General features: G+C 69.4%; 26 protein-coding genes, 1 pseudogene and 1 riboswitch. Of the genes and pseudogenes, 19 read left to right on the top strand and 8 right to left on the bottom strand.

Going from position 1 to position 22,466, the window contains the following annotated elements; translation table 11 throughout:
• Positions 1 to 98: 98 nt before the first annotated feature.
• The gene (locus tag ACZ7HT_RS12650; RefSeq protein ID WP_471163761.1) at positions 99 to 983 is read right to left on the bottom strand and encodes an NAD(P)-dependent oxidoreductase; all 885 of its coding nucleotides are present in this window, start codon (positions 981 to 983) and stop codon (positions 99 to 101) included.
• A gap of 98 nt (positions 984 to 1,081) precedes the next feature.
• Between ACZ7HT_RS12650 and ACZ7HT_RS12645 the strand changes: the two genes are divergently transcribed.
• Both ACZ7HT_RS12645 and ACZ7HT_RS12640 read left to right on the top strand, forming a co-directional pair.
• A complete protein-coding gene (locus ACZ7HT_RS12645; RefSeq protein WP_471163758.1) occupies positions 1,082 to 1,432 on the top strand; it encodes a winged helix-turn-helix transcriptional regulator in 351 nt (116 codons plus the stop codon).
• Positions 1,433 to 1,854: 422 nt separating this feature from the next.
• On the top strand, positions 1,855 to 2,343 hold the full coding sequence (locus ACZ7HT_RS12640) for a helix-turn-helix domain-containing protein (RefSeq protein ID WP_471163755.1): 489 nt from the start codon (positions 1,855 to 1,857) through the stop codon (positions 2,341 to 2,343).
• A 9-nt stretch (positions 2,344 to 2,352) separates the two neighbouring features.
• Here the strand turns inward: ACZ7HT_RS12640 and ACZ7HT_RS12635 are convergent, their stop codons facing one another.
• Entirely contained in the window at positions 2,353 to 2,913 is a 561-nt protein-coding gene (locus tag ACZ7HT_RS12635; RefSeq protein ID WP_471163752.1) for a GNAT family N-acetyltransferase, read from the bottom strand.
• Entirely contained in the window at positions 2,910 to 4,169 is a 1,260-nt protein-coding gene (locus ACZ7HT_RS12630; RefSeq protein WP_471163750.1) for an XRE family transcriptional regulator, read from the bottom strand. The genes ACZ7HT_RS12635 and ACZ7HT_RS12630 overlap by 4 nt, the downstream gene beginning before the upstream one ends.
• 220 nt (positions 4,170 to 4,389) lie before the next feature.
• On the opposite strand from ACZ7HT_RS12630, the gene ACZ7HT_RS12625 reads away from it, so the two are divergent.
• The 6 genes and pseudogenes from ACZ7HT_RS12625 (at position 4,390) to ACZ7HT_RS12600 (ending at position 7,500) form a co-directional block, all read left to right on the top strand.
• Positions 4,390 to 4,563, top strand: coding sequence for a hypothetical protein (locus tag ACZ7HT_RS12625; protein WP_471163747.1), 174 nt, complete (start codon positions 4,390 to 4,392; stop codon positions 4,561 to 4,563).
• Entirely contained in the window at positions 4,560 to 4,769 is a 210-nt protein-coding gene (locus ACZ7HT_RS12620; RefSeq protein WP_471163745.1) for a hypothetical protein, read from the top strand. The genes ACZ7HT_RS12625 and ACZ7HT_RS12620 overlap by 4 nt, the downstream gene beginning before the upstream one ends.
• 35 nt (positions 4,770 to 4,804) lie before the next feature.
• A complete protein-coding gene (tgmA, locus tag ACZ7HT_RS12615; protein WP_471163742.1) occupies positions 4,805 to 5,062 on the top strand; it encodes a putative ATP-grasp-modified RiPP in 258 nt (85 codons plus the stop codon).
• Positions 5,062 to 6,026, top strand: a pseudogene (gene tgmB / locus ACZ7HT_RS12610) (ATP-grasp ribosomal peptide maturase). Before tgmA ends, tgmB begins: the two are co-directional and overlap by 1 nt.
• Positions 6,023 to 7,186, top strand: coding sequence for an ATP-grasp peptide maturase system methyltransferase (gene tgmC / locus ACZ7HT_RS12605; protein WP_471163740.1), 1,164 nt, complete (start codon positions 6,023 to 6,025; stop codon positions 7,184 to 7,186). Before tgmB ends, tgmC begins: the two are co-directional and overlap by 4 nt.
• A 17-nt stretch (positions 7,187 to 7,203) precedes the next feature.
• On the top strand, positions 7,204 to 7,500 hold the full coding sequence (locus ACZ7HT_RS12600; RefSeq protein WP_471163737.1) for a DUF6087 family protein: 297 nt from the start codon (positions 7,204 to 7,206) through the stop codon (positions 7,498 to 7,500).
• A gap of 433 nt (positions 7,501 to 7,933) precedes the next feature.
• Here ACZ7HT_RS12600 and ACZ7HT_RS12595 read toward each other — a convergent pair whose 3' ends face one another.
• Complete coding sequence (locus ACZ7HT_RS12595) at positions 7,934 to 8,287, bottom strand: hypothetical protein (protein WP_471163734.1); 354 nt, start codon at positions 8,285 to 8,287, stop codon at positions 7,934 to 7,936.
• Between the two features lie 238 nt (positions 8,288 to 8,525).
• Between ACZ7HT_RS12595 and amcB the strand changes: the two genes are divergently transcribed.
• From amcB to ACZ7HT_RS12565, 6 genes are all read left to right on the top strand, one after another.
• Entirely contained in the window at positions 8,526 to 9,872 is a 1,347-nt protein-coding gene (amcB, locus tag ACZ7HT_RS12590) for a cyclophane-forming radical SAM peptide maturase AmcB (protein ID WP_471163732.1), read from the top strand.
• On the top strand, positions 9,850 to 10,035 hold the full coding sequence (gene amcA, locus ACZ7HT_RS12585; RefSeq protein WP_471163729.1) for a multiple cyclophane-containing RiPP AmcA: 186 nt from the start codon (positions 9,850 to 9,852) through the stop codon (positions 10,033 to 10,035). Before amcB ends, amcA begins: the two co-directional genes overlap by 23 nt.
• A gap of 75 nt (positions 10,036 to 10,110) precedes the next feature.
• A complete protein-coding gene (locus ACZ7HT_RS12580) occupies positions 10,111 to 10,785 on the top strand; it encodes a pentapeptide repeat-containing protein (RefSeq protein WP_471163726.1) in 675 nt (224 codons plus the stop codon).
• A gap of 16 nt (positions 10,786 to 10,801) precedes the next feature.
• Positions 10,802 to 11,518, top strand: coding sequence for a hypothetical protein (locus ACZ7HT_RS12575; protein WP_471163723.1), 717 nt, complete (start codon positions 10,802 to 10,804; stop codon positions 11,516 to 11,518).
• A gap of 118 nt (positions 11,519 to 11,636) precedes the next feature.
• Positions 11,637 to 12,182: a GNAT family N-acetyltransferase gene (locus tag ACZ7HT_RS12570; RefSeq protein WP_471164058.1), complete on the top strand. Its 546-nt coding sequence runs from the start codon at positions 11,637 to 11,639 to the stop codon at positions 12,180 to 12,182.
• A 139-nt stretch (positions 12,183 to 12,321) separates the two neighbouring features.
• Positions 12,322 to 13,002, top strand: coding sequence for a hypothetical protein (locus ACZ7HT_RS12565; RefSeq protein ID WP_471163721.1), 681 nt, complete (start codon positions 12,322 to 12,324; stop codon positions 13,000 to 13,002).
• Positions 13,003 to 13,008: 6 nt separating this feature from the next.
• Here ACZ7HT_RS12565 and ACZ7HT_RS12560 read toward each other — a convergent pair whose 3' ends face one another.
• Positions 13,009 to 14,364: an alpha,alpha-trehalose-phosphate synthase (UDP-forming) gene (locus ACZ7HT_RS12560; protein ID WP_471163718.1), complete on the bottom strand. Its 1,356-nt coding sequence runs from the start codon at positions 14,362 to 14,364 to the stop codon at positions 13,009 to 13,011.
• 115 nt (positions 14,365 to 14,479) lie between these two features.
• Positions 14,480 to 15,421 (bottom strand): glucosyl-3-phosphoglycerate synthase, encoded by a 942-nt coding sequence (locus ACZ7HT_RS12555; RefSeq protein WP_471164055.1) that lies wholly within the window; start codon positions 15,419 to 15,421, stop codon positions 14,480 to 14,482.
• 121 nt (positions 15,422 to 15,542) lie between these two features.
• A riboswitch (SAM riboswitch) is annotated at positions 15,543 to 15,686 on the top strand.
• Here ACZ7HT_RS12555 and thrC point away from each other — a divergent pair.
• The 5 genes from thrC (at position 15,680) to ACZ7HT_RS12530 (ending at position 20,511) form a co-directional block, all read left to right on the top strand.
• Positions 15,680 to 16,990, top strand: coding sequence for a threonine synthase (gene thrC, locus ACZ7HT_RS12550; protein ID WP_471164053.1), 1,311 nt, complete (start codon positions 15,680 to 15,682; stop codon positions 16,988 to 16,990). It overlaps the preceding riboswitch by 7 nt.
• A gap of 14 nt (positions 16,991 to 17,004) precedes the next feature.
• The gene (locus ACZ7HT_RS12545; RefSeq protein ID WP_017238235.1) at positions 17,005 to 17,283 is read left to right on the top strand and encodes a MoaD/ThiS family protein; all 279 of its coding nucleotides are present in this window, start codon (positions 17,005 to 17,007) and stop codon (positions 17,281 to 17,283) included.
• A 399-nt stretch (positions 17,284 to 17,682) separates the two neighbouring features.
• The gene (locus ACZ7HT_RS12540; RefSeq protein ID WP_015035246.1) at positions 17,683 to 17,886 is read left to right on the top strand and encodes a cold-shock protein; all 204 of its coding nucleotides are present in this window, start codon (positions 17,683 to 17,685) and stop codon (positions 17,884 to 17,886) included.
• Positions 17,887 to 18,249: 363 nt separating this feature from the next.
• Positions 18,250 to 19,878: a chaperonin GroEL gene (groL, locus tag ACZ7HT_RS12535; protein ID WP_351180160.1), complete on the top strand. Its 1,629-nt coding sequence runs from the start codon at positions 18,250 to 18,252 to the stop codon at positions 19,876 to 19,878.
• 159 nt (positions 19,879 to 20,037) lie between these two features.
• Positions 20,038 to 20,511 carry an SRPBCC domain-containing protein gene (locus ACZ7HT_RS12530; protein WP_471163715.1) on the top strand — a complete coding sequence of 158 codons (474 nt, stop codon included), beginning with the start codon at positions 20,038 to 20,040 and terminating at the stop codon, positions 20,509 to 20,511.
• A 1-nt stretch (position 20,512) separates the two neighbouring features.
• Here ACZ7HT_RS12530 and ACZ7HT_RS12525 read toward each other — a convergent pair whose 3' ends face one another.
• Both ACZ7HT_RS12525 and ACZ7HT_RS12520 read right to left on the bottom strand, forming a co-directional pair.
• The gene (locus ACZ7HT_RS12525; protein ID WP_471163712.1) at positions 20,513 to 21,253 is read right to left on the bottom strand and encodes a class I SAM-dependent methyltransferase; all 741 of its coding nucleotides are present in this window, start codon (positions 21,251 to 21,253) and stop codon (positions 20,513 to 20,515) included.
• A gap of 313 nt (positions 21,254 to 21,566) precedes the next feature.
• Positions 21,567 to 22,292, bottom strand: a complete 726-nt coding sequence (locus ACZ7HT_RS12520) for a transporter substrate-binding domain-containing protein (protein WP_471163707.1) — start codon at positions 22,290 to 22,292, stop codon at positions 21,567 to 21,569.
• Between the last annotated feature and the right edge of the window lie 174 nt (positions 22,293 to 22,466).

Here is a 22,466-nt window from a genome sequence, read left to right as displayed (position 1 = left end):
CTGGGGGAACGATCGCCGCGAGTGTGACACGGGGAGACCCCTCAAGAGGAGGGGTCGGCACCGTTTGTCGTCACCGTTCTCGTCGTTGTCGTCACCGTTTATCGGAGCAGGAGGTCCACGAGACCGGTCAGATCCTCCTCCCCGCTCCCGATGTCGAGGCGCCGGCGCATGAGCGCGAAGTACGGCTGGAGCAACTCCGGGCTCACGCCCTGCCCTTCGGCCGTGGCCAGGAAGGTCGGGGTCCCGGCGACCTGCATGGCGAGGTTGGAGACGACGCCGGTGGTGAGGTCACCGCTCTTGAGCCGCTCGGCGGTCTGCCGGACGGCCGGCCCGGCCATGGCGGGGATCCACTCCCCGAGCAGCGGGGCGAAGGCCACGGGATCGATGTCCTCCCTCCGGACCAGCGCGAAGGCGTGCGCGACACCCGCGAACATCCCGTACATGGCGCTGAGCAGGGCGATGTCGTGCAGGGCGGCGAACCCGGCGTCCTCGCCGACGTACCGCGTCCCGACGGGAACGGCCAGGACCTCCCGCCGCGCCTCGAACACCTCCCGCGCCCCGCTGTAGAAGACGAAGCCACCCGCCTCCGGGACCCCCACCATCGGCGGTACGGCCATGATCCCGCCGTCCAGATAACGGGCCCCGCGCTCCTCGGCCCAGGCGGCACGGGCGCGGGCCTGGCCGGGAGTCGTGGTGGTCAGATTGACGAGGTCCTTCCCGGCGAGGTCGACGCCGTCGAGAGCGGCACCGACGGAGTCGTCGTCAAGCAGGCACACGACGACGAGGTCACCGGCCGCGACGGCGCCGGCCGCGCTGTCCGCCGCCTTCGCCCCCTCGGCGACGAGCGCCTCGGCGCGGGCCGGGCTGCGGTTCCAGACGGTGAGCGGATACCCGGCGGCGAGCCAGGCGCGGGCGAGGGCGGTACCCATGGCACCGAGCCCGAGAAGGGAGACGGGGGTCTGCGGAGACGTGTTCGCTGTCATGCAGACAAGGCTGCTCCGGCCCTCTGACCTGCTCAAGTACCCACTTTCAAGTGGGTGGTTACCCTGAGGTGAGCGAACAGCTCAGAGAGGGGGAGCGGATGGCGACACCGAACCGACCGTCGACGCCCGACGGCCACGTCTGCGGCATCGACACCGCGATGGAGGTCATCGGCGGCAAGTGGAAGGTCCTGATCCTCTGGGCGCTCCACGAACAGCCGCACCGCCGCTTCGGCGAACTGCGCCGCCTGATCCCCGGCATCACGGAGAAGGTCCTCGCCTCCCACCTCCGCGAACTCGAGGCGGACGGCATCGTGGACCGCGTCTCCTACGACGAGGTCCCACCCCGCGTCGAGTACACCCTCACGAAGACGGGCATCCGCCTGAACGAGGCCTTGGAACCGCTGGCAGCGTGGGGGAGGGAGCGGCGGGAGGGCCGAACGACCGCCTGAGCCTCCGGAGAGCCCGTCGTGACCTCGGCCCACGAAAGTCAGCCGAGGAGGCGGGAAAGCCGGAAGGGCGTCCGCCATGTGTGCCACGGCAACCACCCACCGACCCCGGCCACGCTTCCCTTTGATGCCGCGGCCTCGGCCCACGGCGGCCGGTGGATGCCCGGGGTGAGGGTGGGGCCTCCCGTACGGCGGGTGCGCTTACCTACTTAAGACGGAGCGGCAGGGGCAGGCGTCTGGCCTGCGGGGATACAGCGAGAATCTTGCGGCTATGTGAGATCCCTATGCGAAATCGCATAGGGATCAAATGTTCATATTGGCTGCCAATGCCAGAGTGCATAAGATGATGCCTGACCTGGGATTCTTATGCAGCCTTGGATGGTTCTATCCAGTCGCGGAGGTAATCTGTGCGTGCGGCCCGGCGCGTGACCAAGATCGAGACGGTCAACCGCTCCACCGGCGAGATCCAGGACCTCACCGTTCACTCGTCGGTCAGCTCAGGCTCCGGGCTCTGGTTCCGAGGAGGTGGCTACACCACGATGGGTTACGAGGCTCACAACGCCCTCGCTGAGGCCGACCTCAGCGGAGCGGCGTACAAGCTGTTCCACAAGATGTGTGCCCTGCAGAACCGCAAGGACCACGGCTTGGTCCGCGTTGAGACGCAGGCGAAGTTCGCCGCGCAGGTCGGGATGCAGCAGCCGACCGTGTCGCGGGCTCTGCGCCAGCTCGCCGAGGCCGGATTCATCTACCCCGACGGCCGTGACTGGCGCCTGCGCGCCGACTTCGTCTTCAACGGCAACGGCGCCGCCCAGGGCCAGGCCATCCAGAACATTCCGGACGGTACCCCCGACCCGTACGCGCCGAAGGGCGCCGCGCTGACCGTCATCGACGGCGGCGACGACAGCGGCGCGTGAGTGACCGTCCTAGCGGACGTGCTCCTCAGCCGTAGCGATCTTCCTGATCATCGCGGAGAGCAGAGGCGACTCGGGGGACGGCCGGCTCATGCCGATCACGTGGTAGCCCCATGACTCGTAGACGCGTTGGACCTTTCCTTCGCCCGCCGCAGCGTTGACCATCAGCGACACGTACGTCTCGCTGCGACCGGAGAGCAGTTCGTCGTGGATGCGGCGTGCCAGTCCGGTGCCTCGGTAGGCCGGCGCCACGCCGATCTCCTTGAGAGCCAGCGCCGGGGAGGTGGTGAATCCGGCGTCGACCTCGCCCATCCGCGTCCACCAGCGGTCACCGCTCTCCACGGTGTTCCCGTACGCGTAGCCCACTGGCTGTTCCTCGGCGTCGAAGGCCAGGACCGCCTCGAACCCGGGCTCTCTTCCGTGTCGCTCCAGACGTTCGGTGAAGGTCGGCACCGCGTAGTTCGGCAGGTGGAGCAGGGGCTCGCGCACCTTCGCGTACACCGCGATCAAGGGCGAGATGACCTGCTCGACGTCCCTCGGTGAGTTCGTGTAGCGGCGGAGTCGTGGGGTCATTCGGGCTGCCTCCAGGTGTCGCGGGCGTACTGGGTCCAGGTGTGGGCAAGGGCGGTGCCGGGGGCGATGGCCTCCAGGCGGCTGCCGAAGGCGCGGAGCATACCCACGACGCGAGCGTGACGGACTGCGGCATCGGAGGGGACGGACATGGCGCTCGCGAGGGCGGCTTCGACGTCACCCTGTTCGAGCTGGGCGCGTGCGACGCGGGTCGTGGCGATGGCCTTGGACCGGTGCATGTGGGGACGCAGGGCGGCGAGGCAGCGGTGACCGTGGGCCTCGGCGCGCTCGAAGTCGCCGAGGGCGAGGTAGGCGGACAGGGCGAGGCTGTCGAGTTCGGCCTGGTCGTAGAAGGCGTTCATCCAGACGGGACGCTGGGCTTCCGGGTCGGCGCGCAGCAGAGCGTCCTGTGCCTGGTCGAATGCACGGCGGATGGCCGTGCCGTCCCCGGCCGCACCGTGGATCGCGCCCTGCCGGGCCAGGCCGAGGGAGGCGAACAGGGGGTCCTGGCGGGTGATGCTCAGTTTCCGGGCCACGTCGTTGGCGGCGGCAGCGTCCGCCGCCCGGCCCATGTGCCGGTACATCGTGCCCGCGTGGGACCAGATGCGGAACTTGATGTACGGATCGCCGGCCATCTCGGCGAGCTGATGTGCGACGCGCATGTGCCCGGTGGCGTCCTCGAAACGGCGCCCGTCGATGGCGGCCCACATCGCGGAGGAGCGAAACGCGGCGGCCGAGGCGTAGACCTGCTTCCTGATGCGCTGGCTGGCACTTCCGGTGTCCTGGAGGGCCAGCGCTTCGTCCGCGAGAGCTGCGGCCTTGTGCTCGATGACGAGTTGGCCGCCGTGCCGGTGGTCGTTGGCGACGACGTCCGCGAATCTGCGATGGAGCCGCTCGATGTCGCTGACACCGATGCGGCGGGGAGCGCTGAGAACCGGGGTGGCTGAGCTGAGGGCCAGGGCCGTTCCGGCCGTGATGAACTGGCGGCGTTCCACTGGGCCCTCCGGTGGTGCTGTGGTGCTGGGGCAATCGAACCCCAGGTCTTTCAATGAGCAGCGGAAGACAGCTTCCAGCGCCTTGCGCGTGCGACCGATCGGGCGCCAGGTGGCCCCGTTGATCAGATTGCGAACGGTCCGGTCCGACACGTCGCCGGGCCTGCCGGTGATCTCCAGCAGAGCGGTGTTCATCCGCTCGGCCAGCTCCTCCTGCGTGAGGCCTAAGTCGACCATCCGCTGCTTCAACACGGCGTTGGCTGCCATGAGACAGAACGTAGAGCCAACTCATCGGTCGGGCCAGGGGCGTCGCAAAGGGCTCGCAAAGTCTTCCGGTTGCATCCCGTGCCACAGCCGATGACCTTTCCTGTTCCCCAGCCGGCTCGGGCCGTTGACTGATCACACGCCGTCCGAGTGTGGGCTGATCAGTGCAGCTCCCCCTACCAGCCCGGACGGCCCTCGCATTCCCCGAAGGCAGGAGCAGGCGATGGACAGCTCTCTTCCTCACCGGACGCCCGGCGCAAGCGGGCACGAGCCCGGCGTACCGAGGCCCGAGTACGGCGTTCCGAGCCGGGCCTTGCGAGTACGGGCGGCCGGTGGCTGGGAGCGGTTCATGCGCCGCTTCGCCGACGAGCGGCCCGACGAGGACGGCGAGGCGTGAACGCCGTCGACCACGCCGGGTACGAGCAGCACGAGCTGCTCGGACGCCAGGTGCGGGACATCGCCTCCCGGGGCGAGGGCGAGCTCATGGCGGTCACGCACGAAGTGCACTCTGGCGGACGTGTGGTCCGCGTCGCTCACATCCGCCCTCCGTCCGGAATCGAGTGGACGACGGCTGCCGACAACGTTCAACCCGCTCTTTCCTGAGGCAGACGCCTCATCTCCGTCTTTCAAGGAGTCCCATGAGAATCTCCGCTTCTCCCACCTCCATCCGACCGTGGGGCGCGAGCCGGCTCGCCCCCTACTTGACTACCGTCCGTCGGCCGCACGCCACCGTCACTGTCGACGCCGCAACCCAGCTTGGGGTGTTCCGCGACCGAGCCGGTCAGGTGGTCGAGATGGGCAAACACGGCACCAGCTCCGGCACCGAGACCTCCACGACGACGAACTCGGACTCCAAGAACGACCAGGGCCACGACCAGGACAGCAGCCAGGACTGATGACCGCGACCGAGAAGAGGCCTGTTCTGGTGGTCACCGAGGCGGATGACATCACCGCCGACATGGTGATCGGCGAACTCAACCGGCACGATGTGCCGGTGGTCCGGTTCAACCCCGCCGACATCGGAGGGGACCTCACGGTCTCGGCTCGGTTCGGCACCTGCCCGACCCCGGTGGTCGGGCAGGTGCGCACCCCGTCGAGAACCGCCGATCTGGTCTGCGTCCGATCGGTGTACTGGCGCCGCCCGGAGTGGCCGTCGTTCCCCAACCTGTCACCGGACGACTCCCGTTTCGCGGCGGCGCAGGTGCGCTACGGGCTTGGGGGCATCCTCTATGCCCTGGACGCCCCGCTCTGGGCCAACCCCCGTTACGCATCGCCGCGGCCGACTACAAACCCGCCCAGCTCGCCCTCGCCCAGCAGCTCGGCTTCACCATCCCTCGCACGCTCGTCACCAACGATCCGGTCGAGGCGCGCGAGTTCATCCGCAGCCAAGGCGACGCGATCTTCAAGACTCTGCGGTGGACCTCCTACACGCGTGATGGAGTGCCGGTGACCGGATGGGCCGAGCCCGTCACCCCCGACGAGATCGACGACAGCGTCGAGGTCGCGCCCCACCTGTTCCAGGCCCGCGTGGACAAGGTCGCCGACCTCCGCGTCCTGATCGTGGGCCGGCACACGTTCGCCGTACGCATCGAATCCGAGCTGCTTGACTGGCGCAAGGACTACAGCGCCCTGACCTACACCGTGGAGCACCTTCCCGACCGCTTGGGCAAGGCACTGCATACCTACCTGGAACGCCTGGAGCTGGTATCGGGAAGCTTCGACCTCGCGGTCGACCGGGCGGGGGACTACTGGTGGCTGGAACTCAATCCCAACGGGCAGTGGGCGTGGCTGGAGACCGAGACCGGCCTCCCGATGTCCGCTGCCTTCGCCGACCTACTTGCAGAAGGAGACAGCCGATGACCGACCCGGCATCCGAGCGACGCCGCATGGCGGCCGTGCTCGTGGGCAAAGGCGTCCTGAAGTCCCCCTGGCTGCTCAGGGCCGTTGAGACCGTCTCCCGCGAGCAGTTCCTCCTTCCCGGCGTCTTCCTGGATGATGGGCTGACTTGGCGGCCCGTCACCGCTGCCGATGCGGACCCAGGCGAGTGGCTGAGGATCGCGTACAGCGTCGACACTCTCACCACTCAGCTCGACGGTCGCCTCACCGCCGACCAGGTCGGCGAACCCGTTGTGGGTGTGCCCACGTCCTCCTCGACCGACCCGACCACCGTCGTCGCCATGATCGAGGCCCTGGACCTCGCGGCGGGCCATCAGGTGCTGGAGATCGGCACGGGCACCGGCTACTCCACCGCCCTGATGTGTCACTACCTCGGCGAGGACAATGTCACCACGGTCGAGGTCGACGCACAGGTGGCCGCGCGCGCCGATGCCGCTCTCGAAGCCGTCGACGTTTCGACGTGGACGGTGACGGGCGACGGGCTACTCGGCCACCCGTACCGGGCGCTGTACGACCGTGTCATCGCCACCTGCGCGGTCCGCCGCGTCCCGTACGCCTGGATCCGGCAGACCAAGCCCGGAGGCATCGTCCTCGGCACGGTCGGTTCCTGGCCGTGGGGAACCGGCCTGGCGAAACTCACCGTCGGCGATGACGGGAGCGCCGAGGGCGCGATCGTCGAGCGCTCCTCCTTCATGCAGGCACGGGCCCAGGCGGTGGCCCCCGTGGCGGGTGACCTCTCCGCCCGGACCGCGTACGCCGACAGCAAGCGGCACGCTTTGGTGTCCCCGCTCGTCCTGGAGGAGTGGATGCCCGCCTTCCTTGCGCAGTTGGCCGCACCGGGCACTCAGCTCGTCCGCGCGACGAACGGTGACGGCTCACCCTTGCGGCACCTGTTCGATCCGGAGAGGGAGTCATTCGCTGAGTTCCTCGTCGACGGCGAGAGCTGGACCGTCCGTCAAGGCGGCCCGGTGGCACTGTGGGACGACGTGGAACGTTCTCTCGTCGCCTGGCGGGACGCCGGAGCACCGGAAATCGACTCCGTACGGCTCCGCGTGACACCCGCTTCCCATCAGTACTGGATCGACCGGGCCCCTTCCCTGCGCTGGGAACACCGGATCACCTGACCCACTACGCTCCGGCCATGGACGACGAACCGCTCGCCGAGTGGGCCGAGCGCCGGGACGCGAGGATCGGGCAACTGCGTGCTGTCCCCCTCGTGACCGGCGACGGCCCGCGGGCTTTGCATCTGAACCCCGATGCACCCCGCGCGATCCAGCGGTGGAACGGACACTTGTGGGAGCCACACGGCTTCGTTGCGAACCTCGCGGAGGCGCGGCGCATCCTGTTTCCCCGGACCGAGGCCCCCTCGGCCCCGGAGACAGCGCCGAAGCTCGGTCCGGGGACCGGCAGACATCGGAAGCCTGAGGCGCCGCGATAGTCCCGACACGGTCTTCGAACCTGCGAGGCGTGGTTGCTTGGGGGTGCCCAGGACCCACCGCAAGGACCACGGCCTGGTGCGCGTCGAGACGCAGGCGAAGTTCGCCGTGCAGGTCGGGATGCAGCAGCCGACCGTGTCGCGGGCTCTCCGTCAGCTTGCCGAGGCGGGATTCATCTACCCCGACGGCCGTGACTGGCGTCTGCGCGCCGACTTCGTGTTCAACGGCAATGGGCTGCCCAGGGCCAGGCCATGCAGAGCATCCCCGCTGGCACCCCCGACCCGTACGCACCGAAGGGCGCCGAGTTGACCGTCATTGACGGCGGCAACGACAGCGACGCGTGAGCGACGGGCCGCGAGACCGTGCATGGGGTGTCGACCTCGTGCATCCGCCCTGCCGGGATCGGTCCGGACAGGGGCGCCGCCCTTCCGGACGTCAGTGGGTTTGCTCGATGCGTTCGAAGATGTCCGCGTCCGTCTCTCGCTGCCAGGTCGGCAGGTCGGCCCAGTCGGCGACGTATCCGGGCTTCGGTTCCTCGAAGTGCCGGAACATCTGGGCGGTCCAGCAGATCGCAACGAAGCGGCCCTTCTGCTCGCGAGTGAGCCGTGCCGCATGCCCTCCGCTGGCCTCGATGAAGTCGCGTACCTGTCCGCACACGGCGGCGGCCGCCTCGCGCTCCCACTCAGGGGTCTCGTCCCACGGCGTGATGTAGCCGGGCTTCGGCTCGCCGGGATAGTGCTTGTTCACCCCGGCGATCCACGCCTCGCGGAAGCTCTGGCCGTCACTCATGCGCGTGTCCTTCTCGTCATGCGGTACGCGGTAGCGCCGCGATTCGGTGGTCTAGGTCCGAGACTCGGCCATCGGCCATGAGCGGGGCAAGACGCCCTCGAAGCGCGTCCAGCTTCCTGCCGATGAATCCCGAGTGGGAGCGGTCGCCGAGCCGGGCCCTGCGGGTACGGGCAGCCAGTGGCTGGGAGAGGTTCATGCGCCGCTTCGCCGGCGAGCAGCCCGACCAGGAGGGCGAGGCGTGAACGACGTCGACCACGCCGGGTACGAGCGACATGAGCTGCTCGGGCACCGGGTACGGGACATCGCCTCCCAGGGCGAGGGCGAGCTCATGGCGGTCACGCAAGAGATGCACAGCGACGGACGTGTGGTCCGCGTCGCTCACATCCGTCCGGCGTCCGGTGTGGAGTGGTCGACGGCCGTTGCCAACATCCAGGGTGTCCGGCCGATCGAGAGGAGGAGCGCGCCCTCGCGCCGGCCCCAGCGGCTCGCGGCCGCCCCGCGCGCGGTGATCATGCAGCCGACGACGCAGTGCCTGCCCATGGACTGCACGTACTGCTACCTGCCCTTGCGGAAGAAGACGCACCTCATGACGGTGGATGTCGCCAGAGCGGTGGCTGCGCCGGTCAATGTGTGGGCGGCCGACGACCCGGTATTCGAAGTGGTCTGGCACGGAGGTGAACCCCTTGCCACGGGACGCGAGCACCTGGCCGCGCTCATGGCGCCTTTCGAGGGCGTGAAGCACTCCGTGCAGACGAACGCCGCTCTCGTCGATGACGCCTGGTGCGAGTTCCTGTTGGAGCGCAACGTGGCCGTCGGAGTCAGCATCGACGGCCCCGTGGACATGAACACGCACCGTGTGACCCTTGCCGGGCACCCCGGATTCCACGTCACCATGCGTGGGGTCGACCGTCTGCGCCGTCATGGCATTCCGTTCTCCGCCATCGCGGTCGTCTCCGACCCCGAACCGGCGAACGCCGCCCGGTTCTACGAGTTCTTCGCCGAACTCGGCGTCACCACTCTCGGCGTGAACGTCGAGGAAGAGGAAGGCGTCAACCTCTCCGCACCCGCGCCCGACCTCGTTCGAGCGGCCGAGTTCTGGGCCGCCTTCGCCGATGCCTGGCGGGCCAACCCGGTCATACACCTCCGGGAGCTCCAGCGCGTACTGAACTTCGCCGGCGCGGTCCTCCAGGGCCAGGTCGCGGGGCCCCTACCGGCCTCCGCCCCGTGGGACCCGCTGCCCACCGTCGCCTACGACGGCGGCGTGGTCTTGCTCTCTCCCGAACTGGCGGGGTTCACCGACGACCGGTTCGGCGACTTCACCACCGGCAACGTGCTCAGCCTCGGTCTCGACGTCCTGGTGGCCGAGGCCGAGGAACGTACCCCCTGGATCGCCGAGTTCTGGAAGGGCGTGGACACCTGCCGTGCCACATGCCCGTACTTCGCCTTCTGCGGCGGAGCTCACCCCGCCAACCGGTACTTCGAGCACGACGGTCGCATGGACGGGACCAGGACCCGGTACTGCACCACCGCCAAGATCGCCCTGATGGAAGGAGTAGCGCGCCATGCCCGCGAACACGCCCACTGACGCCACCACCCTCGTGATGGACTCGCCCCACGGCTTCCGGTCCCTCCTGGAGGCCGCCGGGGCGCAGGCTCTGGCCACTTTCGACAACCGGCCCACCTGGGACAACCCCACCCCGGTGTTCGACAACCGGCCCACGTGGGACGACTGGAGCAAGAAGTCCTAGCCCACGCTCACGCCGGGGCGGTCCCAGCCGACTCCGTGGGGCTGCCCCGGTCCCACGACAGAACGGAGCACAACCATGGCCACCCGCGTCTTCGGGCACGTCACCGTGACGACCCCGGACTTGGACGAAGCAGGCCTCTACCTGTCGAACGTCGACACCCTCGACAGCGCACGTGGCATCGTCCAGGACTTCTCCTTTCGGGACGCGGACCTGCGCTCGCTGGACCTGGCGGACACTCAGCTGATCGCGGGCCGTATCGCGGATGTGCGATCTCAGCGCGTCGAGCTACAGGCTGTGAACTTGCACAGTGTGGAGATCAACGGCAGCGATCTCCGGTCGGTCCGCTGGAGCGAGAGCAAGCTGACCCGTGTGGTGGTCCACGACTGCAAGCTCATGGGCGCTGCGCTGGACGGCCTGGTGCTCGACGACGTGCTGTTCGAGGGCTGCAAGTTCGACTACGCGACGTTCGACAAGATTCGCGCCACCGGGCCCGTGGTGTTCACGGGCTGCGTCCTCACCGAGGCCGTGTTCAGCGACTGCGACCTGTCCGACGTCGTGTTCTCCGACTGCACCTTGAGGACCACGGAGTTCAGCGGCGGCCGCTACCGGGACACCGACCTGCGCGGCAACGACCTGTCGACGATCCGGGGCGTCGCGAACGTCGCCAAGGTCCGCATTGACCACACCCAACAAGCCGACCTCGTTCACGCCCTGGTGAACGAACTCGACATCACGGTCGGGGACGACTGACCTCAGGAGGGCTCCCGTGCCCCTGTATCTGACCTTCAACGACTTGGGCGCTTTACGCGCACGCTGTGACTTCGCCGTAGTCCGCACAGCCAAGGACGAGGCGGAGTACGAGGACGGGGCTGTGGTCCCCTCCGGCCGCTGGCAGTCCCTGGACGATGAGGCCGCGCGCGTCCTGGCCGCTCCCCTAAGAGCGCGCTCCAGCATGCTCGTGGAGATCGTCCGGCCTCCCGTACCCACTGGCCGGGGTCTTGACGACCTGGTGAAGGACCTGGGGGACGACGAAGCCGAGTACATCGGCCAGGCCCTTGCCGAGCCCGGGACACGCACCACCACGGACAACTACCAGGACGGGCGCCTGATCGGCCTCCACCTCGACAACTGGGACAAGCTCGATTACGGCCAGAGGGCCGTGGGCAGGCGACGGCTCGCCCTCAACCTCGGGCCGGGCGACCGGTACGTCATTCTCGGAGACCTCGACGCCCAGGCCGTCTGCCGGGCGGTCCATCCCGACTCGTACGAGCGGCGGTATCCGCACACCGACGACTACCGCACGTACGCAGCTGCCGGCCATCCCCTCGGGTGCGTCCGGATCCGTCTCGCTCCAGGGGAGGGCTACCTGGCCCCCACCGAGTACCTCCTGCACGACGGCTCGACCGAGGGCCAGGACAAGCCGTCCGCCATGGCTTTCTGGCTCGGACACTGGAGCCGAGGCATCCTGCCCTCGCTCGTCTGACTCTGACCCGAGGAGGGCGACCTCGCGGCCGAGCCGGACTCGACCCGTGCCTACACCCCCGTTCTCGTGATCGGAGACCGCAGTGACCGCTGAGCCGATTCTGTGGATCAAGGACGACATCTGCGGCCTCGGCCCCTTCCGGGCCGACCTCGTCGAGACCTACTGGCGGTGGGAACAGGACCCGGTGCTCCTCGTGGGCTACGGGCGCCAGAGTCCCGAGTCCCTGGAGGCCCGTGCCGAGGGCATGGTCCACCAGCTCCGTGGCGAGAACATCCGCTTCACCGTCTACGACGTCAGCGGCGCCCAGCCCGCCCCCGTCGGCGTCGCGACGCTGCTGCCCGACCATCAGGTGCGCACCGCCGAGTACGTCGTGATGCTCGCTTCGGAGGCACGTGGGCGGGGTCTGGGGACTGCGGCCACGCGTCTCGTTCTCGACTACGCGTTCCACGTCGTCAACGTGCGCATGGTCTGGTTGAAGGTGCTGGCGCCCAACGTGGGCGGCGTCAAGGCGTACGAGAAAGCGGGGTTCCGGACGGCCGGCGCGCTGCGCGAAGCGGGCTTCTGGCTTGGGCAGGTGTGCGACGAGCTGATCATGGACGTTCTCGCCCGCGACTTCACCGGACCCTCCGCCGTGCGTGCCCTGGTCGACCCGGAAGGGGAGTAGGGATCAGGCGGTCGCGCACGTGGCGTTGACCGGACGGGCCTCAGGCCCGCCCCGGGGCACTGTCGTTTGTCAGGAGACTCCGCTGGTCGAACGGTTATTCTCCCTGTGTTCGGATGGACGTGGGGCGGGGGGAGACGAAGTGCGGATCGAGCGGCGGTTCAACGGGCCGGTGGACAGTGCCAACGGCGGCTACGCCTGTGGGCTCTTCGCGCAGCAGGTCGCAGGGTCTTCCGGGGGTGACGTCGGGGTGACGCTCCTCTCTCCGCCTCCGCTCGACACCGAGATCACCGTCGTCGAGGCCGGGGCCCGGACCCAGTTCTGGGACGGAGACACCCTGGTGGCCGTGGCCGGGCCGGGCCGGGCGTCGGGCCGCCCCCCGGAGTGGGTGCCCGCCTCCGTGGCCGCCGATGCCGAGCCGGGCTTCCTCGGTGCGGGGGCCCAGGCTCTCTCCCGGACCTGTTTCGTCTGCGGTCCCACCCGGCGGGACGACGGCCTGACCCTGCGGCCCGGTCCGGTGTCCGACGGCGACACGACGGCCTGCCTCTGGGAGCCGGAGGACCTCGCCGACGTCGACGAGGTCGCGCTCCTGTGGGCGGTCCTCGACTGTCCCGGCGGCTGGACCGTCGACCTGGGCGCCCGGCCCATGCTGCTCAGCCGGATGGCGGCGACGCTGATCGGACGAGTCCGCGCCGGGGAGCGTTACGTCGTACGCGGCGAACGAGTCCGCCAGGAGGCCAGCACCCTGGCCGCCGCCTCGGCGCTCTACCACGAGGACGGCGAGCTCATCGCCTGGGCGAGCACCTGGTGGACGGCCGTCTGATCGTGCTCACCCCTCCCGCAGCGCCTCCAACTGGTTCAGGAACCAGCGCTGCGGGGGCTGGGACGTGGCCGTCGCCGCCAGGCGCTTCGTGCGGTCCGTGCGTTCCGACGGGGGCATCGTGAGGGCCTGGTGCAGGGCCTCGGCCGTCGCCGAGACGTCGAAGGGGTTCACGACGAGGGCGTCCTCGTGGAGTTCCTCGTAGGCGCCCGCCTCGCGGGAGAGGACCAGCGCGCAGCCCGTCTCCGAGACGACCGGTATCTCCTTCGCCACCAGGTTCATGCCGTCGCGCACCGGGTTCACCAGGGCCACGTCCGCGAGGCGGTACGCCGCCAGGGAGCGGGTGAAGTCGTCCTTCACCGAGACCAGGACCGGCTGCCAGTCCGCCGTGCCGAACTCGGTGTTGATCTCCGCAGCCAGGGTGCCCACCGCCTTCGTGTACGACCGGTACGACTCCAGGTCCTGGCGCGAGGGGTACGCCGAGGCCAGATGGACGACCCTGTTGCGCCATTCGGGGTGCGTGGTCAGGAGTTCGCGGTAGGCCTGGAGGCCTCTCAGGATGTTCTTCGACAGTTCCGTGCGGTCCACCCGGACGATCGTCTTGCGGTCGCCGATCTCCGTGCGGAGGCGCGCCACCTTCTCGTCCACCTCCGGGCGGTACGCCAGTGCCCGCAGTTCGTCGCCGTCCACGCCCAGGGGGTACGCCGCGACCCGCGTGCGCCCGAGGTCGCCCGCGCCCTCCTCGAACGCCTTCGCCCAGGCCCGGGTGTGGAAGCCGAGACGGTCCGCGCCCAGCATGCCCCGGAGGAGTTCCTCCCGGATGTCGGTCGGGAGCATGCCGAGGTACTGAGGGGAGGCCCAGGGTGTGTGGGTGAAGTGGGCGATGCGGAGGTCCGGGCGGAGGTCCCTCAGCTGACCTGGGACCAGTGCCAGGTGGTAGTCCTGGACCAGGACCGCCGCTCCCTCCGCCGCCTCCGCCGCCAGTGCCTCCGCGAAGGCGCGGTTGTACGCGCGGTACGACTCCCAGCGGCGGCGGAACCCCGCGTCGAAGACCGGCTCCCGCGGGATGTCGTACAGATGGTGGTGGAGGAACCACAGCACCGAGTTCGCGATGCCGTTGTACGCGTCCGCGTACACGGACGGATCGATGTCGATCATCCGTACGCCCGGCTCGGCGACACCCCGCCGGACCGCCTCCCGGTCGCCCTCGCCGAGCGCCGCGCACACCCAGAGGCTCTCCTGGGCGTCGATGGTGCTCAGGGCCGAGACCAGGCCGCCGCCGCCCCTTCTGGTGCCGAGCGAGCCGTCCTCGCCGAGCACGTACGAGACCGGGCCCCGGTTGGATGCGACGAGCACAGTAGCCATGTGGCGAACCTAGCCCGTCCTGTAAACGCTCAAACGTACGTATACGAGACGGGCTGATCCGGCCACGCTGGGTCGCCGCCGGGGCCCGGCCACGCTGGGTAGCCGCCCGGGGGTGTCACGCCACGCGGCGCTGCGCGTACTCCGCGATCTCGGCCATCGGCGGCCGCTCCTCCGTGTCCACCGCGTACGTCCGCGGCTCGAAGCCCTTCTCGCCCCGCTCGAACTGCGTCAGCCGCGGCCGCACCAGATGCCCCCGCGACAGCCGCAGCTGCGCCGTCCGGTAGATCGCCGCCGCCATCCGGCCAAGCGCCAGCCCGTCCTGGTGCCGGTGCTTGCGTACGCCGACGTCCACCTGTGCGAGCGCGTCCAGGCCCACCGTGTGCAGGGCGTCCACGAGCAGCCCCAGCTCCACGCCGTAACCGACCGGGAAGGGGAGCCGTTCGAGGAGGGAGCGGCGTGCCGCGTACTCGCCGCCCAGCGGCTGGACGAAGCCGGCCAGCTGCGGCCAGTGGAGGTTGAGGAGCGGGCGCGCGACCAGTTCCGTCACCCTGCCGCCCTGGCCAGGGGTGTCCCCGAACGGGCGGTCGTACATCGCCTTCACGAAGTCGACGTCCGGGTCCGTGAGCAGCGGGCCCACGATCCCCGTCACGAAGTCCGCCGAGAAGTCCCGCAGGTCCGCGTCCACGAAGCAGACCACGTCCCCGCTCGTCACCATCAGTGACCTCCACAGGACCTCGCCCTTGCCGGGCAGGGCCGGTATGCGGGGGAGGATCGCGTCCCGCGCGACCACCCGCGCCCCGGCCGCGGCCGCCACCTCCGCCGTACGGTCCGTGGAGCCCGAGTCGATCACCACCAGCTCGTCGACGAGCGGCACCGCCTCCGTCATCAGCTCGCGGCGGATCACGGCGACGATGTCCCCGACCGTCGCCTCCTCGTTCAGCGCCGGCAGGACGACACTGACCCTCGTGTTCCGCTTGGCGGCAAGCACCCGCTCCAGCGGGCGGTCGGACACGGACCAGGACCGCCGGGCCAGCCAGCGCTCCACTTCCTCCAACAACGTGATCTCCATCTCGCGGATCGGACGTCGGTCTCCACCTTCGAAGCCTTCGGTTACAGTCTTGAACAACGCGGATGCCCGATGCATGTCGGGGTGCCGCCCGCGTCTCACAATCGAATACCGCTCATCCAGAGGGGCAGAGGGAAACGGCCCGTTGAAGCCCCGGCAACCCTCCAGTCGGTTCTCGTCCTCCAGCGAGGTCCCCGGCTAGGGAAGGTGCCAAATCCGTCTCATGGCGAAAAATTCGTCATGGGAAAGATGAGGAGAAAGGGCCTCGCCTCCATGGCTGTACAGACCGCTACCCCCGTGACCACCGTCGACCTCGGTCCGGCGTCCGGGCTCTCCTGTCGCGAATGCGGTGAAGTGTTCCCGCTCGGACCCGTCTTCGCCTGCGAGCTCTGTTTCGGACCGCTCGAAGTCGCGTACGACCTTCCCACCGGTGACCCCGAGGCGCTGCGCAAGCAGATCGAGGCCGGACCCGCCAACATCTGGCGCTACGCCCCGCTGCTGCCCGTCCCCGCCGACGTCGCCGAGAAGCCGAACCTGAACCCCGGCTGGACCAAGCTCGTCCAGGCCGACAACCTCGCCCGCGAGATCGGCGTCGCCCCCGGCAAGCTGTTCGTCAAGGACGACTCCGGCAACCCGACCCACTCCTTCAAGGACCGGGTCGTCGCCCAGGCCATCGAGGCCGCCCGCGCCTTCGGCTTCACCACCCTCTCCTGCTCCTCCACCGGCAACCTGGCCGGCGCCGTCGGCGCCGCCGCCGCCCGCGCCGGCTTCCGCTCCTGCGTGTTCATCCCGCACGACCTGGAGCAGGGCAAGGTCGTCATGGCCGGTGTATACGGCGGTGACCTCGTCGCCATCGAGGGCAACTACGACGACGTCAACCGCTTCTGCTCGGAGCTCATCGGCGACCCGCTCGGCGAGGGCTGGGGCTTCGTGAACGTCAACCTCCGCCCGTACTACGGCGAGGGCTCCAAGACGCTCGCGTACGAGATCTGCGAGCAGCTCGGCTGGATCATCCCCGACCAGCTCGTCATCCCGATCGCCTCCGGCTCCCAGCTCACGAAGATCGACAAGGGCCTCCAGGAGCTCATCAAGCTGGGCCTCGTCGAGGACAAGCCGTACAAGATCTTCGGCGCCCAGGCCGAGGGCTGCTCCCCGGTGTCCGTCGCCTTCAAGGCCGGTCACGACGTCGTCCGGCCGCAGAAGCCGAACACGATCGCCAAGTCCCTCGCCATCGGCAACCCGGCCGACGGCCCGTACGTCCTCGACATCGCCCGCCGGACCGGCGGCGCCGTGGAGGACGTGAACGACGAGCAGGTCGTGGACGCGATCAAGCTCCTGGCGCAGACCGAGGGCATCTTCGCGGAGACCGCGGGCGGCGTGACCGTCGGCGTCACCAAGAAGCTCGTCGAGGCCGGTCTCATCGACCCGGACCTCACCACCGTCGTCCTCAACACCGGCGACGGACTCAAGACCCTGGACGCGGTGGCCGACACCTCTCAGGCGACCGTCACCATCCGCCCGAGCCTGGACGCGTTCCGCGACGCCGGCCTGGCGCTCTGAAAGGTTACGAAGACATGGCCGTGAACGTCCGCATCCCCACCATCCTCCGCACCTACACGGGCGGTCAGTCCGAGGTCCAGGCCGAGGGCGCGACCCTCGCCGAGGTCATCGCGGACCTGGAGAAGAACCACACGGGCATCGCCGCCCGCGTCCTGGACGACCAGGGCAAGCTGCGCCGCTTCGTCAACGTCTACGTGAACGACGACGACGTGCGCTTCGAGCAGGGCCTGGAGACGGCCACCCCGGCCGGCGCGGGCGTCTCGATCATTCCGGCCGTCGCCGGGGGTTGCTGAGCCCCCGAAGGGCTTACCAGTCAGTACGAATTGCCCCTTCCGCGCGATAAGCGGAAGGGGCAATTCTGCATGGTTGAGCGCGGTAGAGTTGGGGAAGTCCCCTCCGCTGCTCATGCCGGGCGCATATGAGAATGCGCCCCCGCACGACAAGAAGCAGCCAAAGTGCGCGCACGTTGTGTACCTTCTGCGTGCTTTGCCGGGCCCGACTTGCCCCGTCATCTTGGGGATTCTCCCCAATTCCCCTTTCCGGGCCGCCCAGAATTCCCGGTCGAATGACCTGTTGCAGAGGGCAGTTGGGCAGATACATTCAGCCGCGGTCGACGCGTTCCGGCGCAGAGGTCTGACCCGGGTCCGCGAAGTGCGGGTCCCGCGCAAGGGCCAGTAATAGGGGAGTTAGGCATGGCTCAGGGCACCGTCAAGTGGTTCAACGCGGAGAAGGGCTACGGCTTCATCGCGGTAGACGGTGGTGCGGATGTTTTCGTCCACTACAGCGCGATCCAGATGGATGGCTACCGCAGCCTCGAAGAGGGCCAGCGGGTCGAGTTCGAGATCTCGCAGGGCCAGAAGGGTCCGCAGGCGGACATGGTCAAGCTCGCCGTCTGAGCGCGGCGCGATCGGCCACCGACGCAACGCCGTCGAGGGGTCCGCATCCCTGAGGGGATGCGGACCCCTCGTGCGTTCCCGGGGCTCCATCCGGAGTGTCCTGACAGTCGAGAGTCGCTTGCACCCTCCCGTCACCCGACCGCCACCCCTCATCGACGTTCCTTCGGAACGGCTTGCACTCTCCTAGGGCGAGTGCTAATCATTGGCGTTAGCACTCGGAAGGTGAGAGTGCTTACGAGGATCGGGCAGACGAGGTCCGCGGCCAGGTGGGGCAAGGAACCGCCGGGCACGCAGGCCGTCCGTCGCGGGCGTCGGCGCGGTCCTGGAGCGTTATCCACCCCATGTCCGGGAGGACCACTTCACATGGCCAAGATCATCGCGTTCGACGAGGAGGCCCGGCGCGGTCTCGAGCGCGGCATGAACCAGCTCGCTGACGCCGTCAAGGTCACCCTCGGCCCGAAGGGCCGCAACGTCGTCCTCGAGAAGAAGTGGGGCGCCCCCACGATCACCAACGATGGTGTCTCCATCGCCAAGGAGATCGAGCTCGAGGACCCGTACGAGAAGATCGGCGCCGAGCTGGTCAAGGAAGTCGCCAAGAAGACGGACGACGTCGCCGGCGACGGTACGACCACCGCCACCGTCCTCGCCCAGGCGCTCGTCCGCGAGGGTCTCCGCAACGTCGCCGCGGGTGCCAACCCGATGGCCCTCAAGCGCGGCATCGAGAAGGCCGTCGAGGCCGTCTCGGGCGCCCTGCTCGAGCAGGCGAAGGATGTCGAGACCAAGGAGCAGATCGCTTCCACGGCCTCCATCTCCGCCGCCGACACCCAGATCGGCGAGCTCATCGCCGAGGCCATGGACAAGGTCGGCAAGGAAGGCGTCATCACCGTCGAGGAGTCCCAGACCTTCGGTCTGGAGCTGGAGCTCACCGAGGGCATGCGCTTCGACAAGGGCTACATCTCGGCGTACTTCGCCACCGACATGGAGCGCATGGAGGCGTCGCTCGACGACCCGTACCTCCTGATCGTCAACTCCAAGATCTCCTCCGTGAAGGACCTCCTTCCGCTCCTGGAGAAGGTCATGCAGTCGGGCAAGCCGCTGCTGATCATCGCCGAGGACGTCGAGGGCGAGGCCCTGTCGACCCTGGTCGTCAACAAGATCCGCGGCACCTTCAAGTCCGTCGCCGTCAAGGCCCCGGGCTTCGGCGACCGCCGCAAGGCCATGCTGAACGACATCGCCATCCTCACGGGCGGCACGGTCATCTCCGAGGAGGTCGGCCTCAAGCTCGAGAACGCGGGCCTGGACCTGCTGGGCCGCGCCCGCAAGGTCGTCATCACCAAGGACGAGACCACCATCGTCGACGGTGCCGGTGACAGCGAGCAGGTCGCCGGTCGCGTGAACCAGATCCGCGCCGAGATCGAGAACTCCGACTCGGACTACGACCGCGAGAAGCTCCAGGAGCGCCTCGCGAAGCTGGCCGGCGGCGTGGCCGTCATCAAGGCCGGTGCCGCGACCGAGGTCGAGCTCAAGGAGCGCAAGCACCGCATCGAGGACGCCGTTCGCAACGCGAAGGCGGCCGTCGAGGAGGGCATCGTCGCCGGTGGCGGCGTGGCCCTGCTCCAGGCCTCCAACGTCTTCGAGAAGCTCGAAGCGGACCTGTCGGGCGACGAGGCCACCGGTGCCAACATCGTCAAGCTGGCCCTTGAGGCCCCGCTGAAGCAGATCGCCGTCAACGCCGGCCTCGAGGGTGGCGTCGTGGCGGAGAAGGTCCGCAACCTGCCCGTCGGCCACGGCCTGAACGCCGCGACCAACGAGTACGTCGACCTCATCGCCGAGGGCATCATCGACCCGGCGAAGGTCACGCGCTCCGCGCTGCAGAACGCCGCGTCGATCGCCGCGCTGTTCCTCACCACCGAGGCCGTCATCGCCGACAAGCCGGAGAAGGCCGCTGCGCCGGCCGGCGGCGGCATGCCGGGCGGTGACATGGACTTCTGATCCCCACCGGGATCGGCAGTTCATCGCTGAACGCGAACGAGGGCGGCACCCCCTGGTGGGGGTGCCGCCCTCGGGCGTTTCGACCGGTCGCCCGACGGGAGCGGCGGGGCGATCCTGGAAGAGGCTCCTTGTGAAGCTTCCTCGTGAAGGGAGACCGCGATGGTCACCCTCCTCACCACGCCCGCCGACCGTGAGCTCGTCGTCACCCGCACCTTCGAGGCCCCGCCGGCCCGCGTCTGGGAGGCCTGGACGCGGCCCGAGCACGTGCGGGAGTGGTACGGGGCGGCCGGGCTCACCACCTCCGTCGTCGACATCGACCTGCGGGCGGGCGGCGCCTGGCGCTGGGGCCAGACCGCGCCGGGCGGCCAGGAGATCGTCTTCTCCGGGACGTACGAGGACGTGGTCCCGGCGGAGCGGCTCGACTACACGGAGGTCTTCGAGCAGATGCCGGACGCCGAGCCCGTCCGCGTGACCCTCACCTTCGACGCGACCCCCGATGGCGGCACGGCCCTGACCAGCACCTCCTTCTGGCCGTCGAACGAGGTCAGGGACCAGGCGCTGGCGGCGGGCATGGAGGCGGGGGTGCGGGAGCAGTACGACCGGCTGGCGGCGTACCTGAGGGGGATGCGCTGAGTCAGGGGCGGCGGAAGAGGGCCGTCCAGAGGAAGGACTCGCCGAAGCGGGGGGAGTCGGCGGGTTCGTCGCGCATGCGGCGGAGGTCGACCTCGGTGAGACCGCCGAAGATCGCGCGGAGCGAGGTGTCGGTGTAGGCGAGTCCGCCGTGCAGCCTGCCCTCGCGGTAGAAGTCGGCGTCCGGGAGTTCGGAGCCCATGCCGCCCTCGCCGGCGGCGAACGTGGTGAGCGCGAAGTGGCCGCCGGGGGCGAGGACGCGGTCGAGGAGCGAGAGGTAGCTGACGCGCCGGTGCGGGGGCAGGTGGTGGAAGCAGCCGGAGTCGTAGACGAGGTCGTACGGGCCGTCGAGGGCGGCGGTGAAGGCGTCGGCGCAGAGGAAGCGGACGTTCTCGGTCCCTGCCTCGCGGGCCCGTTCCTCCGCCCAGGCGATGGCGGTGGGCGAGAGGTCGATCGCGGTGACGTCGAAGCCGAGGGACGCCAGGTGGAGCGTGTTCCGGCCGGGGCCGCACCCGAGGTCGAGGGCCCGTCCGCCGGCCGGGACCAGGCCCTGCTCGACGTACGACACGAGGTTCTCGTCGGGCTTCGCGACGAAGAACGGCACGGGCTTCTCCCGGTCCGCGTAGAAGCCGTCCCACCAGTCGGCCCCGCCCTCGGTCCACCGGTCGGCACCGGGCGAGAACAGGCTGTCGAGCAGGGCGAGTACGTCGTCGATGGTGCGGATGCTGCGGTCGGTCTCGTTCAAGTGGATCTCCCCTCCGAGTCCCTTAAGAATACGGGGAGTTGAAGTAAAAGCCCAGGTCAGGGGTGGTGTGGGGAGCCGCCGTGCGGGGGCTGTGCGGCCCGTGGGCGCCCGCGTGGGCCCACCCGCACGAGGGGGTGCGCGGGTCCCGGGAAAGGGGCACACAGGGCCGGGAAGGGGCCTTCCAGGGGGTCGCCGGGCCATGTTTTTCTGGCGTCTTTCCCGCGCCTGAACATACGATTCCGCTGCCGACAGGGGGGCCCGCCGGCCCCCGGCCGCGCACCTGTCGGCCAGGCCCCCGGTGTCTTCCCGGCCGTCAGGCCGGCGGCGCCACCAGCTGCTCCTCCTGGCCCGAGCGGCGCAGCGAGTCCGCGACGAAGCCGTTCGTCTTCAGTTCCTCGATCGTGGCGCGGAGGAAGGCGACCGTCTCGGGGCGGCGGCCGATCGTCGTCCCCACGGCCTGTCGGATCTCCATGAAGCGGCCCTCGATCAGGCGGACTTCGGGGTGCGCGGCGGCGTAGGCGGTGAGCGGCTGGCGGATGCCCGCGCCGACCTCAAGGCCTTCCGCCCGGAACGTATCGACGCCTTCCTCTCCCCGTACCACGGTCGCGTGGGCGAGGTTCCTCGACAGGAACAGGTCGTACGCGGAGCCCTTCTTGACCCCGATCCGGACGCCCGGCGCGTCCACGTCCTCGACGGTGGTGAGGGCCGAGCCGCGCGGCACCGCGTACACGCCCTCGATGACGACGTACGGCGCGGTGAACGCGACCTCCGTCTCGCGCGCCGGGTCCACGGCGAGGAAGCAGAGGTCGGCGCGGCCGTCCGCCATCGCCTCGAAGGACTTGCGCGCCGCGTCGAAGCAGAGCAGCTCGACGCCGACGCCGAGCCGGGCCGCGATCTCCCGCGCCAGGTCCACGGTGATCCCGGCCGGCGCCTCGGGCGTGCCCTGCGCGAGCACCGGGTTTCCGAGGTTGATCGAGGCCCGGAGGACGCCGGTGGGGGCGAGGTCGGTGACGAGGGCGGGGCTCGGTGTCGTGGTCATGAGGCGGAGTCTAGGCGGGGCCCTGAGGGGTGACGGGGGCGTGTGGCAACCGCCCCCGGCCGCCCGGGGGCGGGGCCCCGGAGAGGGGGCGGCGCCGTCGGGCAACCGCCCCCGCCCGCCCTGGGGTTGGCCCCACCGTCGATCCGCCCGCCTACCGGATGGGGTCCGGTCGAC

The organism is Streptomyces sp. NPDC037410, from assembly GCF_055602235.1.
Note: the sequence above shows the minus strand (reverse complement) of the source record. Positions and strands in the feature narration are given on the sequence as shown.

What these genes read in the sequence shown, in the direction of transcription:
- ACZ7HT_RS12520 (WP_471163707.1), bottom strand. Translation starts at nt 22,292, where the DNA reads ATGACCACGACACCGAGCCCCGCCCTCGTCACCGACCTCGCCCCCACC.
- ACZ7HT_RS12545 (WP_017238235.1), top strand. Translation starts at nt 17,005, where the DNA reads ATGGCCGTGAACGTCCGCATCCCCACCATCCTCCGCACCTACACGGGC.
- ACZ7HT_RS12645 (WP_471163758.1), top strand. Translation starts at nt 1,082, where the DNA reads ATGGCGACACCGAACCGACCGTCGACGCCCGACGGCCACGTCTGCGGC.
- ACZ7HT_RS12540 (WP_015035246.1), top strand. Translation starts at nt 17,683, where the DNA reads ATGGCTCAGGGCACCGTCAAGTGGTTCAACGCGGAGAAGGGCTACGGC.
- tgmC (WP_471163740.1), top strand. Translation starts at nt 6,023, where the DNA reads ATGACCGACCCGGCATCCGAGCGACGCCGCATGGCGGCCGTGCTCGTG.
- ACZ7HT_RS12650 (WP_471163761.1), bottom strand. Translation starts at nt 983, where the DNA reads ATGACAGCGAACACGTCTCCGCAGACCCCCGTCTCCCTTCTCGGGCTC.
- thrC (WP_471164053.1), top strand. Translation starts at nt 15,680, where the DNA reads ATGAGGAGAAAGGGCCTCGCCTCCATGGCTGTACAGACCGCTACCCCC.
- groL (WP_351180160.1), top strand. Translation starts at nt 18,250, where the DNA reads ATGGCCAAGATCATCGCGTTCGACGAGGAGGCCCGGCGCGGTCTCGAG.
- ACZ7HT_RS12595 (WP_471163734.1), bottom strand. Translation starts at nt 8,287, where the DNA reads ATGAGTGACGGCCAGAGCTTCCGCGAGGCGTGGATCGCCGGGGTGAAC.
- ACZ7HT_RS12580 (WP_471163726.1), top strand. Translation starts at nt 10,111, where the DNA reads ATGGCCACCCGCGTCTTCGGGCACGTCACCGTGACGACCCCGGACTTG.
- amcA (WP_471163729.1), top strand. Translation starts at nt 9,850, where the DNA reads ATGCCCGCGAACACGCCCACTGACGCCACCACCCTCGTGATGGACTCG.
- tgmA (WP_471163742.1), top strand. Translation starts at nt 4,805, where the DNA reads ATGAGAATCTCCGCTTCTCCCACCTCCATCCGACCGTGGGGCGCGAGC.
- ACZ7HT_RS12635 (WP_471163752.1), bottom strand. Translation starts at nt 2,913, where the DNA reads ATGACCCCACGACTCCGCCGCTACACGAACTCACCGAGGGACGTCGAG.
- ACZ7HT_RS12625 (WP_471163747.1), top strand. Translation starts at nt 4,390, where the DNA reads ATGGACAGCTCTCTTCCTCACCGGACGCCCGGCGCAAGCGGGCACGAG.
- ACZ7HT_RS12530 (WP_471163715.1), top strand. Translation starts at nt 20,038, where the DNA reads ATGGTCACCCTCCTCACCACGCCCGCCGACCGTGAGCTCGTCGTCACC.
- ACZ7HT_RS12560 (WP_471163718.1), bottom strand. Translation starts at nt 14,364, where the DNA reads ATGGCTACTGTGCTCGTCGCATCCAACCGGGGCCCGGTCTCGTACGTG.
- ACZ7HT_RS12600 (WP_471163737.1), top strand. Translation starts at nt 7,204, where the DNA reads ATGGACGACGAACCGCTCGCCGAGTGGGCCGAGCGCCGGGACGCGAGG.
- ACZ7HT_RS12630 (WP_471163750.1), bottom strand. Translation starts at nt 4,169, where the DNA reads ATGGCAGCCAACGCCGTGTTGAAGCAGCGGATGGTCGACTTAGGCCTC.